The sequence below is a fragment of the Vibrio sp. 10N.222.55.C6 genome, assembly GCF_041473395.1.
Classification (GTDB): domain Bacteria; phylum Pseudomonadota; class Gammaproteobacteria; order Enterobacterales; family Vibrionaceae; genus Vibrio; species Vibrio crassostreae_C.
In genome coordinates this window covers 56,264-71,572 of record NZ_JBFRSD010000009.1, presented here as the reverse complement: position 1 = coordinate 71,572, position 15,309 = coordinate 56,264, and the positions used below count along the sequence as shown (strand labels likewise).

The window sequence follows — 15,309 nt, the reverse complement described above, 5'->3', positions numbered from 1 at the left end:
ATCCTTGAGCTGAATGTACGTTGTCTCACGTCACTTTCTATCAGCACTAATCTTCTTGTTCCCTGTAACTTAACTAGTAAAAACTCTAGTTTCAATCACTAATTAAAAATAAACGCAATTTTTTTTGTGTTTTATATTTAAAACACCCTGTATACCATTATTTACACGCTATCGATTGCGTATTTTATAGCAAGGTAAGAAGAGCCATTCTTCAAGCTACATCATGCATGTAAAATTGTGTCGAACTCAAAAACAAAAAAGCTCACGTGATCAGCGTGAGCTTTTATTTAATTACATTCTTTTCAATGGCTTGACGACACTATCAAGCCCTTCAATTTTCAGAGCAAGGCACAGTTTCAATAAATCGCCGAGTTCACCAGACGGGAATCCCTTTTTATCAAACCACAGCAAATATTCTTCAGGTAAGTCAATCAGTGTACGACCCGCGTACTTTCCAAATGGCATCTGCATTCGAGCCAACTTAATCAGGTTCTCTTTCTCTAGCATTATTCGGTCTTTACTATGCGTCATCTATGTTGTGTAGAGTATCACCTAAACGTTCAACCCAATAGTTGATCGCGTCTTTGGCATCATCCAGCGAATCAATCATGGTTGAAAAGTCTTTATTACCCGCTTCACGGTCGATCACCACAGAATCGTAGTCATCTAACTTGGATTTCAAACGCTGCGCGTCACGTAGCCCAACCCTTGCCCAAACCAAGTCGACGCCTCCGTCAGGCCCAGCCTGAAAATCTTCGTAGCTGGTAAATTTAGTAGCGGTTCTAATTGGGCCGCCTGCACAACCAAGCAAGAAAATGCTGGTTGCAACAAGCAAAAGGACTTTTAAAGGGTTCATAACGCACTTAGTCAAAATTAAGGAATCTAATTAAGTATGACATACCCTATGTGAAAAGGTTGTAGAAAAAGGGGGTTAAAAATCAGAGCTAACTCTAAAATTAATCATGTTGAACAGTGTGTGCGTACTCTACAATTACCTGATTTCCTTCAATATAAGCATTTTGGATCTCACCATCAACACTCATTCTACTTTTCAGGTAGACCACTTTAGGCCCCGATTCATTGACCTCTTTTAGCGAGGGGAATACATTCCTTGGTTCCAAATGAAGTAAACGACAAAAATGACTAATGAAAGACATGGTTAATGGCGTCTCCCCTCTTAGCACTCTTGAGAAATCAAGCTGGTTCATGCCTAGCTTTTTTGAAAACTCCATCTGCGTAATTCGCATTCTCGATTTTTGTGACATCCACGTTTGATACAACGCGTCTCTGTCTAGTTCTGTGAATTCCATACTGGCTCCTTTATATAATTCATACCAATCAATTGTCCGGTTTTTCATACATGGCGTGTCAGGGTTCGGTTAGTGGAAACCAAAGGTTTGGTTTTGATATGTGCACAATTGTTGTACAGAGCGAAGCGAAACAACCCAAAGTCATTCACTAAAACGATTAGATCAAATGCTTTCTTTATTTATATCAATAATTTATACGTTAACGAACTAAACATATAGCAAGTTAATTTGTATCAAGAATTAAAAGTTCGAGATTGGCATTCCACATTTCAATCGATTGATTCGCATTTATAAAACTGGTTGGCTACATTTCGATTGCTCAAACGCACTTCTGGCAAACTATTTGAAAGAATAGGACGCAAAGCCACCGGTCTGTCGACAAATATTCTGTCTATGATAGCGGGGCCGCCACTTAATAGAATTTAAGTGTAAATGCATGCCGGGGTGTTCTCTTTTTTGTCGGCCAAATACAGTAAGGACAAATAATGAAACAACTCCAAAAAAAATCACTCATCGCGCTATCGCTTCTTAGCGTAAGCGGTGCAAGCTTCGGTCACGGTTATGTCTCGGCATACAACAATGGCGTAGCTGAGAGCCGTGTTGCCCTATGTAAGTTCCCTGCGAGTGATACGCAAGAGAAAAACACCAACTGTGGTGGTATCCAATACGAACCACAAAGTGTAGAAGGCCCTGAAGGCTTCCCAGAAGTTGGCCCTGCTGATGGGAAAATCGCCAGTGCGCAATCTTCTTTAGCAGCAGCACTAGACGAACAAAAGGCAGACCGCTGGGTTAAACGCCCTATCAAGTCTGGTTCTCAATACTTCGAGTGGACATTCACAGCTAACCACAAGACTCGCGATTGGAAATATTACATTACTCAACCCGACTGGAATCCAAACCAGCCGTTGGCTCGCAGCTCTTTTGACTTAACGCCATTCTGTGTTGTTGAAGGCAATATGGAACAGCCACCGATGCAAGTCAGTCACTTGTGTAATGTCCCAGAGCGTGAAGGTTATCAAGTGATCCTTGCCGTATGGGATGTAGGTGACACTGCAGCGGCTTTCTACAACGTTATCGACGTGAAATTTGATGGTGACGGCCCTATCATTCCTGATTGGGATCAAGGTGGTCAAATCAACCCGACACAAGACCTGAATGTTGGTGACGCTGTTTATACGCGTGTATTCGACCAGTCTGGTGAGAACGCTTCATACAGCACTGAGCTTGTGATTGAAACTTCTGAACAAGGCAAAGCCAATAACTGGTCTTACGCGCTTGCTTCTAAGATCAACCAAGAGCAGACGCAAATCAAAGCAGGTCAATTGAATGACCAAGGCGATTTCGCACCCGTTTACGGCACGAATCCTGTTTATCTAAAAGCAGGCTCTGGCTTTAACAGTGTCGAAATCGGCTACAAGATTGATACTCCAGAACCCGAGCATGATCTTGAAGTCTCGGGCTTAGAATCAGAGTACATTATCGATGAGAGCCAACCTACTCAGCTTGATCTTACGTTAACGGCAACAGGCGATATCCAAGCTGAGCTTACCGTGTACAACCATCACCGTGAAGCACTTGCATCTCAGAAATCGGATCTAACAGACGGACAAGTTGAAGATATTCAACTGACTCTTTCTAAGTCTGAAGCTGGTCACCACATGCTTGTGGTTGTGACGAAAGATGACCAAGGTAACTTAGTTGATCAGAACACGCTTGATTTCCACCTAATGGACGAGCAAACACCGCCACCAGCAGGCGACTACGACTTCGTGTTCCCAGAAAGCATTGAGTCTTACACAGCAGGAACAAAGGTTCTAAGCAGCGATGGTGGCGTTTATCAGTGTAAAGAGTTCCCATACTCTGGCTACTGTGTTCAATGGGCTCCAACAGCAACTCAGTACGAACCAGGTGTCGGTTCACACTGGCAAAGTGCTTGGAACAAAGTGGACTAAGTACTCGCTAGATACTTACTTTGTATTAGGTGAGTTTTAGTGATCAACCAAACAAAAACGGATGCCCAGAGCATCCGTTTTCTTGTTCATTAAAAGTAGAAACGCCAGTTGTCAAAGTAGATAGTGGTCTGCCAACAGAGCCACAAACAAGATCATGAGATGATAGATGGAGAACTTAAAGGTCTTCATCGCCATATTAGGCTCATCACGATATTTAAGTATCCAAGCGTGATAAACAAACCCGCCGTTGAGCACCAATGAAGCGCTTAGATATATCCAACTACTCATGCCGACCAACACTGGCAATATACATACGATGCTTAGCAGCAAGGTATAGAGCAGAATCGATGTTTTGGTGTAAGCAATACCATGGGTCACAGGCAGCATGGGGATATTCACTTTGGCATACTCATCACGACGATGAATTGCCAACGCCCAGAAGTGCGGAGGTGTCCAAATAAAGATGATCATCACCAACAACCAAGCATTTGAATGAAGCTCGTTGGTGACTGCCGTCCAGCCCAGTAGAGGTGGCATTGCGCCTGCAATCCCTGCGATCACAATGTTTTGTGGCGTCGCTCGTTTTAAGTACATGGTATAAATCACCGCGTAACCCAACAAGCTTGCAAAGGTTAACCAAGCCGTGAGTTGATTGACCCACACCATTAACGTGGCAAACCCAAGTAAGCCGATACCTGCTGCAAAGCTAAACACACGCACACTACTCAGCTCACCGGATGGTAAAGGGCGTCGATTTGTTCGAGTCATCTGGCCGTCGATCTTTTTATCGATCAAATGGTTAAACGCAGCCGCTGAACCTGCCATTAACCCTATCCCAATCATTCCGAACAGAGTTTGTTGCAAAGGCAATCCATTCGGCACGGCCAAACACATCCCAACCAATGCTGTCAGCAACATCAAAGCCACCACTTTAGGCTTAGTCAGCGTTAAATAAACTTTCCAAGTGGCTTTGTTTTTTTCAGCCTTTTCGTTACTTAAAGTTATGTCATTATTGGCTGTTATCTTATGAGTTAAGGCTGCGTCTTGAGCCACCACTTCATACTGTGTTGACGTTCTACTGACCATGATTACCTCCTTGTAATACACTGTTCTTCACCAAGCTCTGACTTGGTTTGTGTTGCCACACGACAAAATTGGTTACAACCATACTGATGAGCAACATCGCTGCGACTAGGTTATGCAAAACCGCGACTGAGATTGGCAGGTGAAACCATACATTACTGATCCCAAGGCTGATTTGGGTAAACAGGACTATTGCGACAATCACGCTCAGCTTTTGGTGAGGCGCTTGGCCAAATTTCCATAGCTGGTACACGATCATCAGCACCGTTAACGTCGCCACAATAGCCCCGAACCTGTGCATAACATGAATGGTAAGCCTTGCTGGATATTCCAACACGCCAAACTCATAGTTGTCGTGTCCATGTTGAGCAAAATCGAACGCATTCTTGAAATCTAAATAGCTTGTCCAGTTCCCTTCGCAGATAGGTAATTGGGTACACACCAGAGCGGCATAATTAGACGATGTCCAGCCACCAAGCAGTATCTGCCCGACTACAATGAGTAATCCGAATAGTGCCGAGACTTTAAGTGATGAAGAATAGGTAGCCTCACCAAAACGGCTTTGGAATTGAGACAAACGACAGTAGAGCAGACACAGCAGTGACAGCAACGTGAAGCCCCCCATCAAATGCGCCATAACCACAACGGGCATCAACTTGAGAGTCACCGTCCACATTCCAAGCAAAGCCTGAAATATCACGGTTGCAGAGATAAGTAACGGAAGACCAGCAGCTGTTATATTCTTTTTAATACACCAAGCAACAACGACAAAGATAAGCAGCCCTAATGTTCCTGCAAAGTAGCGATGGATCATCTCTATCCAAGCTTTGTCTGCTTCGAGAGCTCGTTCTGGAAATTGTAGATTGGCTTGATTAACTGCTTGGGTATTCGAGGGAACGGTAATCTTTCCATAGCACCCAGGCCAGTCAGGACAGCCAAGGCCAGCATCAGACAAACGGGTATAAGCGCCGAGCACAATCACGGTAAGGGTTAACAAGATAGTTAATCTCATCATGTGCATGAGTAAATCAGGGGCTTTATTCTGCATCGTTTATCTCCCTATACTTATTCCCTTTTCGCTAACAACACTCAGCATTAACGCAATCTGCTAAAGCTTATAAACTTAAGCTTTAGTGGATAATCTTATCAACTACCCAACTCGTGATAGCTTAAGTAGCTTTCTTAAATCATGAATCATGCCTTTGGATTGCCCGACTAACTGCGACGGTTCCGACACGCTTTTGTATTCCATAACCAACTGTCCTAGCGGGTCAATAATGACAATGGAAGCCGGTGCAAACTCGGTGCTTAACTGATCGCCACCAGCTAAAAAAGACAAATCCGGCTTATCAAGGTAACCCGTTAACGAGTTACCTTCCGATACAAAAACAACGGCGGTCACGCGCTCTTTGTTTTTCCCTAGCGCTAAATAACTTTGATTCAAATAATGGAGTTGTTGTTCACACAAGCTTTCGCACTCCATCGGTGCGATATACCCCACAACCCAACCCTCTCCTGCCATGGGTACCGTTACGCCAAAATCCGCTAGTGTAATTCTTGGTTCTACCAATTCGCCTGAGTTAGTGACACCTGACGTATACCAATTCTGATCCAACACAGTTTTGGCGATAATGGCTGGCAAAGCGAAAATTAAAACGAGTCCGATTAATACCAAGCGTCCTTTAGTACGACGGCTTCTGAGCTCAGCCATGTTTGCCTCGGTAATTTCCCTGTTCACTTGTGCTTGAGATTTATCCATCCTTATTCCTCGTGATAGGTGTTGCTTTTAGGTACCGATAGCCAATCAACAACATCAAAAACAAAAGTACCGCAGCCATAACAAACCATTGAAATGAGTAACCAAAATGCTTCTCAGACCTCATCGCCGTTGGACGCCATAACATTTCATAGGGCCATGAATCTAAACTCTGAGGTTGGAAGACAAAGGGCAGCACTTCTTGTCCTGTATACTGTGATAACGCTGCTATGTTTAGGTTTTGGATTCTATTCGGTGTCGTATTTTCTAAACCCAACTCATGACTTAAAGGATTAATTGAGCGTGTATACAAGCGCCCTGACATTTTGGTTGGTACAGTGATACTTCCTAATTGCGGTAGTTCTCTTCTGTCATTACTTGCCGGAACAAACCCAAGATCGATCAATAACTGCTTTTCGTGTAAAAGCTGGTTGCCTTGCTCTTTAGATTGAACCTCACCCAACATGTAAATCACATACCCCACCGTTCCTTGGTTAATCTGATTGTCTAACAAGACCACCAAACCACTTGGTGTTTCCAATTCAACATCAACCTTCAAACCATTTAAAAACTGCTGTTCAGATGTACCTTGGGCTTGTGTACGCGAGCCCTTCCATTCAGAGATAACCGTGTCCAATGACCTAAACGATTGCTGCGCTCTTTCTGATAGTTGCTGTTCATAACGTAATTTCTCGTTACCACGATCGAGTTGCCATAAACCTAACTTGATTAAAGCGCCGACTGAAACCACAGTTAAAACAACCGCTATCCAAAAACCTTTACTGCGGAACTTGTGTTCATCATCAATCAATCGGTTTGGAGTTATCACTATGGCGTCATCTACCTTTGTTCTGTTATTTAAAGTCGTATTGGTCGCTTTGCTGTTTTTTATCGCTTTCAATTTGATGAAAGGTCTAATCCAAATCGCCTCAGGTAAACACAATGGAAAAAGACTCAGTTACTTCTTGGGTCGTCGTGTCATGTGGTCAGCCGTTGTCGTGCTACTTTTATTACTTGCTTTGGGATCAGGAGTGATAACTCCTAACCCTCGCCCCTATTAATCCCCTATAGGCTCAGCAGTTAAAGCACATAGACAAATACAAACAGGCCTAACCAAACCACATCAACAAAGTGCCAATACCAACTGCCCGCTTGGAACGCAAAGTGGTCTTTCGGAGTGAAGTGGTCTTTCGCAACCCTTGCCAGCAACACAATCAAAAAGATCGTCCCTAAACAGACATGTAAGCCATGAAACCCAGTAAGTAAAAAGAAGGTATTACCGTAGATGCCAGACTGAAGTGTCAGCCCCATCTCTTGATAAGCGTGAAGATACTCTTCAACTTGGAAGAACAGGAAGAAGCCAGCCAGAACAATGGTTATCTCCAACCACACGATCAAAGCCATACGCTTATTTTGTTCAAGACTGATATGTGCCATGTGCAGCGTCACAGAGGAAAGCAGCAGAATAATGGTGTTCTTAAGCGGGATACCTTGCCAAGGCATGGCTTGTGTCGTTACGCCATCAGGGGTCGTCGTTAGTGGCCAAATTGATTGGAACATCGGCCACAATACTTCATGGGTCATTTCATTATTGCCCGCACCACCAATCCAAGGCACAGAAATCATTCGAGCATAGAAAAGCGCGCCAAAGAAAGCGCCAAAGAACATGATTTCGGAAAAGATGAACCAACTCATTCCTTGTCTAAAAGAACGAGAAATCTGCTCAGAATAGAGACCACTCAATGATTCTGTGATCACATTGCTAAACCAACCTGCGAGCATGTAAAGCAGCACAGCAAACCCGACTAACAACACCGCTTTGCCAAACACACCACCTGCGGCGTCGGTACCCATGTTTTGCACCGTCAAGCCAGCGCCAACCGCGACCAAAAACAGTGCTACAGCACCCACCAATGGCCAGTGACTTTGATGTGGAACGAAATACACTTCCTTTTTAGAACTCATCGCTCAACTCCTTATGTTGATACTGGTTCTGTAAATTCCTAGTTACTTGCGAGTACGTTAGGCTCAGATTTATTGGCCGCAGCACCCACCTCATTCGTGATATTGAATAATGTGTAAGAGAGCGTCAGCGTATGTATCGATTCTGGAATATCTGGCTCAATGTAAAATATCAAACCCATTTCTGCGCTCTTGTGCCCGTCCAATGGCTGCTGATTAAAGCAAAAGCATTCCATCTTATTGAAGTAGGTTGCCCCCATACCTGGAGAAACCGACGGTACGGCTTGGCCAACCAATGAGGCTCCAGAAAGGTTTTTGGCAATGTAGTTAGTTTGAACCACCTCACCAGGATGAACCTCTAACACTCGAACTTCAGGCGAAAACTGCCATGGCATATCTGGCTTGATGTGGGACATGAATTCGACTCGAACCGTACGAGAGTAGTCTGGCTGCATTCCCTGAGGTTGCACCGCTGAAACAGTATTAGTTTTGCCATTGATGCCTAAGGCCTCACACATGACATCGTAGAGCGGCACCAAAGCGAAACCGAAGCAAAACATCGCAACCACGCTCAACACCAAGTAGCCCGTCAGCTTTTTGGTCGATCGCTTATTAGACAGGCGCTTAGGTTGTTTTTTATCTTGATTGGGATCGCTTTGCTTATCACTCATGGTTCTGCCCTCTAATCCACTTTCGGCGGATGGGTAAAGGTGTGGTGAGGCGCAGGGCTTGGTACTGTCCATTCAAGACCTTCAGCTCTATCCCAAGGCTTACTTGGCGCAGGCTCTCCCCCTCTTACGCACTTAATCGCTAGCCATAAGAAAATTAGCTGAGACAACCCAAACGCAAAACCACCAATCGACACGACTTGGTTAACGTCAGCAAACTGAATCGCATAATCAGGAATACGACGCGGCATACCCGCTAACCCTAAAAAGTGCATCGGGAAAAACAGTACATTAACTGAAATCACCGACGTCCAGAAATGCCACAGGCTGAGCTTGTGGTCGTACATATGTCCGGTCCACTTAGGCAGCCAATAATAGGCAGCAGCCATAATCGAGAACACGGCACCGGTTACCAGAACATAATGGAAGTGAGCCACAACAAAATAAGTATCGTGGTATTGGAAATCAGCTGGCACGATAGCGAGCATCAATCCAGATAACCCGCCAATCGTAAACAAAACAATGAAGGCAATCGCAAACAGCATTGGTGTTTCAAAGGTCAAAGCACCGCGCCACATGGTCGCCACCCAGTTGAAGACTTTCACACCGGTCGGCACCGCTATCAACATGGTGCAATACATGAAGAACAGTTCGGCAAATACTGGCATACCCGTGGTGAACATGTGGTGTGCCCAAACCAAAAATGACAACAGTGCGATACTACAGGTCGCATAAACCATCGAGTGATAACCAAACAGGCGCTTACCACTGAATGCAGGGATGATGGCTGAGACAATACCAAAAGACGGCAAGATCATGATGTACACTTCGGGGTGCCCAAAGAACCAGAATATGTGCTGGAACATCACCGGATCACCACCACCAGCGGCATCAAAGAAACTAGTCCCAAAATATTTGTCAGTCAGTACCATGGTCACCGCACCCGCGAGCACGGGCATCACGGCTATCAGCAAGAAAGCGGTAATTAACCAAGTCCATACGAACATCGGTAGCTTGAACCAAGTCATGCCCGGTGCGCGCATGTTCACTATGGTTACGATCACGTTAATCGCCCCCATGATCGAACTGATCCCCATAATATGAACTGAGAATACGAATAGCGCGGTACTGTCGGGGCCATAAGTTGTCGAGAGTGGCGCGTAGAAGGTCCAACCAAAGCTCGGGCCGCCACCCTCTGTAAACAAAGATCCAATTAAGATTAGAAACGCAAAAGGCAAGATCCAGAAACTGAGGTTGTTCATTCTCGGCAGCGCCATATCTGGTGCACCGATCATCATCGGAATCATCCAGTTAGCCAAACCCGTAAATGCAGGCATTACGGCACCGAATACCATGATTAAACCATGGACTGTAGTCATCTGATTGAAGAAATCTGGCTCAACGAGTTGCAAACCCGGTTGGAACAGCTCCGCACGGATCACCATCGCCATTGCGCCGCCCGTTAAGAACATTGCAAAGCTGAACCACAAATAAAGTGTACCAATGTCTTTATGATTGGTTGAATACAGCCAACGAGCCCAGCCTTTAGGTGCCGCATGTGAATCGTGATCATCAACAGGCAAATCATTATTGCCCAAGGTGCCTTCCGCAGAATGGCTCAGTACTTGATCTTCTGCTGGAGCCGATTTCACCGGCTTATTGATTGGTGAACTCATAACTGATCCTTAGCATCATTTTGTGCATCATCCGTTGAGCTTTCAGAACTGCCTTCTTGCTTCGCCTTATAAGCGTTGATATCTGAGGCCTGAACAATATCGCCGGTATCATTACCCCAAGCGTTTCGTTGATAAGTCACTACCGCTGCGATCTCTTTCTCGGTTAACTGATTATCGAATGCTTGCATCGCCGTACCGCCACGACCATAAACAATTGTGTCGATATGAACATCCACATCACCAAGGGCAATAGGACTTCCTTTGATGGCAGGGAATGCTCCAGGAATGCCCTCACCGTTTGCTTGGTGACAAACCGCACATCGAGTTTTGTAAACCTCTTCACCGATGGTATTCAACTCCGCCAAGGAAAGTGACGCATCTAATGCATCTTTCGCGGCTTGTTGTTCAGCTATCGCCAACTCTTTCTGTTCCGCTAGCCATGCGTCAAACTCGTCTTCTTCCATGGCATGCACCACGATCGGCATGAAACCATGGGCACGACCACACAACTCTGCACACTGCCCTCGGTAAACACCAGGCTCATCTATCTTAGTCCAAGCCTCATTAATAAAGCCCGGAATGGTATCTTTCTTAATGGCGAATGCTGGCACCCACCATGAGTGAATCACATCATCGGAAGTCATCAAGAAACGGACTTTACGGTCAACAGGCAGTACCAGCGGCTTATCAACTTCTAGCAGGTAATGCGCGCCTTTCACTTCGAGGCCTTCAATCTCTTTGTCACTGGTCGCTAGAAGGCTGAAAAATTCGACGTCTTCACCAAAATAGCTGTAATGCCATTTCCATTGTGACCCGGTGATTTTAACGGTCAGATCTGATTGGGAGGTATCTTCCATCGCTATTAAGGTTTTGGTGGCGGGTATCGCCATAGCGATGAGAATGATGATAGGGATGATGGTCCAAAGAATTTCGACTTTCGTGCTTTCGTGAAAATGGGCAGCAACTGCGCCCTTCGATTTCCTGTGCCTCAAAATCGAATAAAACATCACACCAAAAACAACAAAGGCAATCGCACAACAGATGTAGAAGATCAGCATATGAAGTTCATACACCTTACCACTGATCTCAGTGACGCCTTGAGTCATGTTGTAATCACTGCTAGCGTGCACTAAAGGCGATACTAAAAGCACAACAAAACTCTTCAAAAGCCACGCTAGCCTAACCAGTAATCTTTTCAAAAGATCTCTCCTTGTCCTTCCTAATTGGATACTTGCGACCTAAATGTCGTTGCGAACTGGACAACATTCATTGTTATTCCGGCTACACATGAAAAGGCTGAATCTCAATCTACAACTCACATGGAACTAGCCTGTGAGCAGGCTACTGACCTCATATAAACCCAAGAACTAATACGGTTCAAAAGCGTTGGAGGTTTCCATGAAAGATTCAAAAACGGCGAATTTGTTAAATTTTGTTATATTTATGTAAAAGGCTAGTTAGTGATATCCAATTATTCAAGGTAAGTTTACTTACTAAACAGTCAATTATTTGAAGTGGCTTAATCTACGTGCCCTCTTGCCGTTGGAATTTATTTTATATCGAGTTTTACGATTGCTTTCATGGAAATGAGAATTAATATCACTTAAATTAAATCAACGGTAAGTCATACAGACATTAATAGGTTTAGTGATTATGCAAGATGCAATGAATTGGTTAGCGAGAGACCCAGATCCAAGAACTCGTGAAGAACTTCAACACCTCATCGATGAGGGAATGCACGACGAACTTGAAGACCGCTTTACTCAACGATTAGAGTTCGGAACGGCAGGACTTAGAGGCAAAGTTGGATGCGGCCCAAATCGAATGAACCGTTTAGTCATACAGGAAACAGCAACCGGGCTCGGCCACTACTTAATCGAACATATCGCTAATGCGACCATCCGCGGTGTGGTCGTCGGTTATGACGGCCGTTTAGATTCCAAGCAGTTCGCGATTGATACCGCTTCCGTACTCACGGCTTTAGGCATTAAGGTTTATCTAACCTCGAACGTCGCGGCGACCCCTATCGTTGCTTTTGGTATTGAGCACTTCAACGCCGCAGCTGCCGTTGTGGTGACGGCCAGCCACAACCCACCAGAATACAATGGTTTCAAAGTGTACTGGGAGAATGGCGCTCAAATCATTCCTCCTCACGACGCGGGTATTGCCGCTGAAATCGATATCGCATCAACCAAGCCGCTCCCTTTAATGAGCCTAAGTGACGCTGAAACGCAAGGTAAGTTGGTGTGGTTAACTGAAGGCTATTATCAAACGTACCGCGCTGCGATCAATCAGAGCCCATACGTGAGTGACGAGATCGAATCGGCGAACACCACCATCACCTATACCGCAATGCATGGTGTCGGCGCACAAATGGCCGAGGATCTACTTCACGATTCTGGTTTCCATAAGGTGTTCAGCGTCGCCGAGCAAAGAGAGCCCGATGGTAACTTCCCGACCGTCAACTTCCCGAATCCGGAAGAAAAAGGCGCGATGGATCTGGTGGTTAACTTAGCAAAAAGTGTCGATGCCGACATTGCTTGTGCCAACGATCCAGATGCAGACCGATTTGCGGTTGCAGTGAGAACAGATGATGGCTCATACAAAATGCTAACAGGTGACCAAGTCGGCGTGCTATTCGCTCATTATCTACTCTCAAAGCCGCATACCAAAAACCAATTAGTTGGTAACAGTATCGTATCTTCAACATTGCTTGAAAAAGTAGCTCAATCCCACGGGGCGACTTATTTCCAAACGCTGACAGGTTTTAAATGGTTAGCGAATATTGGCATGCAATTGGAAAATGATCAGAACGACTTCTTGTTCGCCTATGAAGAAGCATTAGGCTACACAATTGGTACTCAAGTACGAGACAAAGATGGGCTGTCTGCTATTGTCGTGTTTGCTCAATTGGTTGAGGAGTTAAAATCTCAAGGTCGAACAGTTTGGGATCTTCTCGCTCAAATTTCATTTGAACATGGGGTTCATACCAACGCTCAGCGAAGTATTGCACTAGACCCAGACTCACCATCGATTGGTTCTAAGCTCCGCTCGGCACAGCCTAAAGCAATCAACGGTGTCGCTATCTCTGTAATTGAAGACCTGCAGTCTTCTTTACGCTTCGTCATTGGAGGCAATACTGAAGCCATTAACCTGCCTGCAAGTGACGTACTCATCTATCATCTCGAAGATGGTTCACGCATTATCGTAAGACCTTCCGGTACTGAGCCAAAAGTTAAGGTCTACTATGAGACGGTGACAAAATTTGAAGGGACAGAAACCTATGAAGACACTCGCCTGCGCGGTGAGAAGTACATGGAGAAACTGATTGAACAGCACCAACAAGAGTTGAATTCATAGCGATTTAGCGCGTTCAACATGTAACGGTTAAACATAAAAATGGACGCTCGAAGCGTCCATTTTTGTCTCAGCGGCTAACCACGAGAAGATGTCTGATTTGATTCGTCTACGAAGTAAAGAAAGAAGACAACATCCAGATAGCTAACACGATGAAAACTCCGCCCATGACTTTCTGTTGATAGGTACGAAACTTCGCGTTTTCTACGAGAGATTTACCAATCGTACCCACTAACGCCACCAGCAAAAAGTTAAACGTTAAGCCGAGAACATTCAGTAATAAACCCAGAACAAGCATCTGCTGACCGGAAGTCGCTTCAATATTCGTCGACACAAACTGAGGCAGAAACATCACAAAGAAAACCAAGGCTTTAGGGTTAAGCAGGTTGCTGATCAGCGCTCGTTGATAATAGGCTTTTGCAGCAAAATTATCGTTTAACTCCGGCGCATTACCCTGCTCTGTTCGCAGGCAATCCCAACCCATCTTCAACAAGTACGCGCCGCCTAACAAATGGAGAGCTTTAAGCGCTATTGGGCTCATTGCGATCAACGCTGATACACCCATGGCCGCTAATACTGTCAGAATGATTCCAGAAGTCGCATTACCTAGGCTTGCAAACACGCCGACCTTACGGCCATAGCTCATGCTTGAACTCGCAATCAGTAACATATCAGGGCCAGGTAAAAGAAGAAGTGCAACAACGGCAGTCAGGTAGACAGGTAAAATGGTTAAGTCGATCATGAGGGTCAGCATTGATAAAAACGGAGGCGGATTTTATATCAATTACTAACACCCTTCCAGATGCAATCAGTTGTTCGACGTTTATTTAATCGAATTAAAAACCAACATTAATCGACAAAGCCAATTTATTAACTAAATAGAAAAGACTAATTAACTTGCTACCCATTCGATCTCAATCAATGTCGTATCGCCACACTTTAGGCGACCAAGGAAGATATCGCCTCGATGTACGGCCCCAACACCTTTTGGCGTACCTGTCATCACAACATCGCCGTCTAGTAAGGTGGTATAAGAAGACAGCTCTTCTAGGATAGTTTTTGGAGAGTAAAGCATCTGCTCAACATGTCCTTTCTGAACACGAACACAGTTAATAAACAACTCTAGGTTTAAGTCTGCAAGGTCTAAGTTATCAATTGGAACAAAGCGACTCAAGACAGCGGAACCATCAAACGCCTTGGCGCGCTCCCAAGGTAGGCCTTTCGCTTTTAAGCTACTTTGTAATTCACGTTTGGTGAGATCTAGTCCTAAACCCACAGCGGAGTACTGGCCATTTTCAACAATAAAACAGATTTCTGCTTCGTAGTGCAGCGCTTCTTGATGAAAAGAAGACAGGGATGACGTAACGCTGGTACTTGGTTTATTGAAAACCACCATAGAGTCTGGGATTGCGTTATTGAGTTCTTCGATGTGATCGACATAGTTACGCCCAACACACAGCACCTTAGTTGGGGTTGCTGTTCGTCTCGAATTCATCAGCTGTTCCTGATCGACAACACTGCTCATAGTTTATCCCTGAACTATTT

Annotated in this window: 16 protein-coding genes and 1 riboswitch; of the genes, 3 read left to right on the top strand and 13 right to left on the bottom strand. The window is 44.9% G+C overall.

Annotated elements, in window-relative coordinates; translation table 11 throughout:
- Positions 1-291: 291 nt before the first annotated feature.
- From AB4486_RS08960 to AB4486_RS08950, 3 genes are all read right to left on the bottom strand, one after another.
- Positions 292-507, bottom strand: coding sequence for a DUF3820 family protein (locus AB4486_RS08960; protein ID WP_004730103.1), 216 nt, complete (start codon positions 505-507; stop codon positions 292-294).
- Positions 508-520: 13 nt separating this feature from the next.
- Complete coding sequence (locus AB4486_RS08955) at positions 521-856, bottom strand: hypothetical protein (RefSeq protein WP_372116984.1); 336 nt, start codon at positions 854-856, stop codon at positions 521-523.
- 100 nt (positions 857-956) lie between these two features.
- On the bottom strand, positions 957-1,310 hold the full coding sequence (locus AB4486_RS08950; protein ID WP_017068634.1) for a hypothetical protein: 354 nt from the start codon (positions 1,308-1,310) through the stop codon (positions 957-959).
- A gap of 323 nt (positions 1,311-1,633) precedes the next feature.
- Positions 1,634-1,723: riboswitch (cyclic di-GMP riboswitch) on the top strand.
- 72 nt (positions 1,724-1,795) lie between these two features.
- On the opposite strand from AB4486_RS08950, the gene gbpA reads away from it, so the two are divergent.
- The gene (gene gbpA / locus AB4486_RS08945) at positions 1,796-3,262 is read left to right on the top strand and encodes an N-acetylglucosamine-binding protein GbpA (protein WP_372058056.1); all 1,467 of its coding nucleotides are present in this window, start codon (positions 1,796-1,798) and stop codon (positions 3,260-3,262) included.
- A 111-nt stretch (positions 3,263-3,373) separates the two neighbouring features.
- Here gbpA and cyoE read toward each other — a convergent pair whose 3' ends face one another.
- From cyoE to AB4486_RS08925, 4 genes are all read right to left on the bottom strand, one after another.
- On the bottom strand, positions 3,374-4,348 hold the full coding sequence (gene cyoE, locus AB4486_RS08940; protein WP_372103304.1) for a heme o synthase: 975 nt from the start codon (positions 4,346-4,348) through the stop codon (positions 3,374-3,376).
- Positions 4,338-5,393 carry a heme A synthase gene (locus AB4486_RS08935; RefSeq protein ID WP_372116982.1) on the bottom strand — a complete coding sequence of 352 codons (1,056 nt, stop codon included), beginning with the start codon at positions 5,391-5,393 and terminating at the stop codon, positions 4,338-4,340. Before AB4486_RS08935 ends, cyoE begins: the two co-directional genes overlap by 11 nt.
- A gap of 102 nt (positions 5,394-5,495) precedes the next feature.
- Positions 5,496-6,104, bottom strand: coding sequence for a hypothetical protein (locus AB4486_RS08930; protein ID WP_372116980.1), 609 nt, complete (start codon positions 6,102-6,104; stop codon positions 5,496-5,498).
- Complete coding sequence (locus AB4486_RS08925) at positions 6,097-7,044, bottom strand: SURF1 family protein (RefSeq protein ID WP_102428788.1); 948 nt, start codon at positions 7,042-7,044, stop codon at positions 6,097-6,099. Before AB4486_RS08925 ends, AB4486_RS08930 begins: the two co-directional genes overlap by 8 nt.
- On the opposite strand from AB4486_RS08925, the gene AB4486_RS08920 reads away from it, so the two are divergent.
- The gene (locus AB4486_RS08920) at positions 6,932-7,162 is read left to right on the top strand and encodes a DUF2909 family protein (RefSeq protein ID WP_017066085.1); all 231 of its coding nucleotides are present in this window, start codon (positions 6,932-6,934) and stop codon (positions 7,160-7,162) included. The two genes, AB4486_RS08925 and AB4486_RS08920, sit on opposite strands and share 113 nt — an antisense overlap.
- A gap of 19 nt (positions 7,163-7,181) precedes the next feature.
- On the opposite strand, the gene AB4486_RS08915 is transcribed toward AB4486_RS08920, so the two are convergent.
- From AB4486_RS08915 to coxB, 4 genes are read right to left on the bottom strand one after another with little or no spacing between them, the layout of a single operon-like run.
- Positions 7,182-8,066, bottom strand: coding sequence for a cytochrome c oxidase subunit 3 (locus AB4486_RS08915; protein WP_009845661.1), 885 nt, complete (start codon positions 8,064-8,066; stop codon positions 7,182-7,184).
- A 38-nt stretch (positions 8,067-8,104) separates the two neighbouring features.
- Positions 8,105-8,734, bottom strand: a complete 630-nt coding sequence (locus AB4486_RS08910) for a cytochrome c oxidase assembly protein (protein ID WP_017064839.1) — start codon at positions 8,732-8,734, stop codon at positions 8,105-8,107.
- Between the two features lie 11 nt (positions 8,735-8,745).
- Positions 8,746-10,407, bottom strand: a complete 1,662-nt coding sequence (ctaD, locus tag AB4486_RS08905) for a cytochrome c oxidase subunit I (protein WP_017061756.1) — start codon at positions 10,405-10,407, stop codon at positions 8,746-8,748.
- A complete protein-coding gene (coxB, locus tag AB4486_RS08900) occupies positions 10,404-11,606 on the bottom strand; it encodes a cytochrome c oxidase subunit II (RefSeq protein ID WP_372116979.1) in 1,203 nt (400 codons plus the stop codon). The genes ctaD and coxB overlap by 4 nt, the downstream gene beginning before the upstream one ends.
- A 454-nt stretch (positions 11,607-12,060) precedes the next feature.
- Between coxB and AB4486_RS08895 the strand changes: the two genes are divergently transcribed.
- The gene (locus tag AB4486_RS08895; RefSeq protein WP_136982406.1) at positions 12,061-13,767 is read left to right on the top strand and encodes a phospho-sugar mutase; all 1,707 of its coding nucleotides are present in this window, start codon (positions 12,061-12,063) and stop codon (positions 13,765-13,767) included.
- A 106-nt stretch (positions 13,768-13,873) separates the two neighbouring features.
- On the opposite strand, the gene AB4486_RS08890 is transcribed toward AB4486_RS08895, so the two are convergent.
- Positions 13,874-14,506 (bottom strand): LysE family translocator, encoded by a 633-nt coding sequence (locus AB4486_RS08890; protein WP_017064843.1) that lies wholly within the window; start codon positions 14,504-14,506, stop codon positions 13,874-13,876.
- Between the two features lie 150 nt (positions 14,507-14,656).
- A complete protein-coding gene (locus tag AB4486_RS08885; protein WP_017061760.1) occupies positions 14,657-15,289 on the bottom strand; it encodes a fumarylacetoacetate hydrolase family protein in 633 nt (210 codons plus the stop codon).
- Between the last annotated feature and the right edge of the window lie 20 nt (positions 15,290-15,309).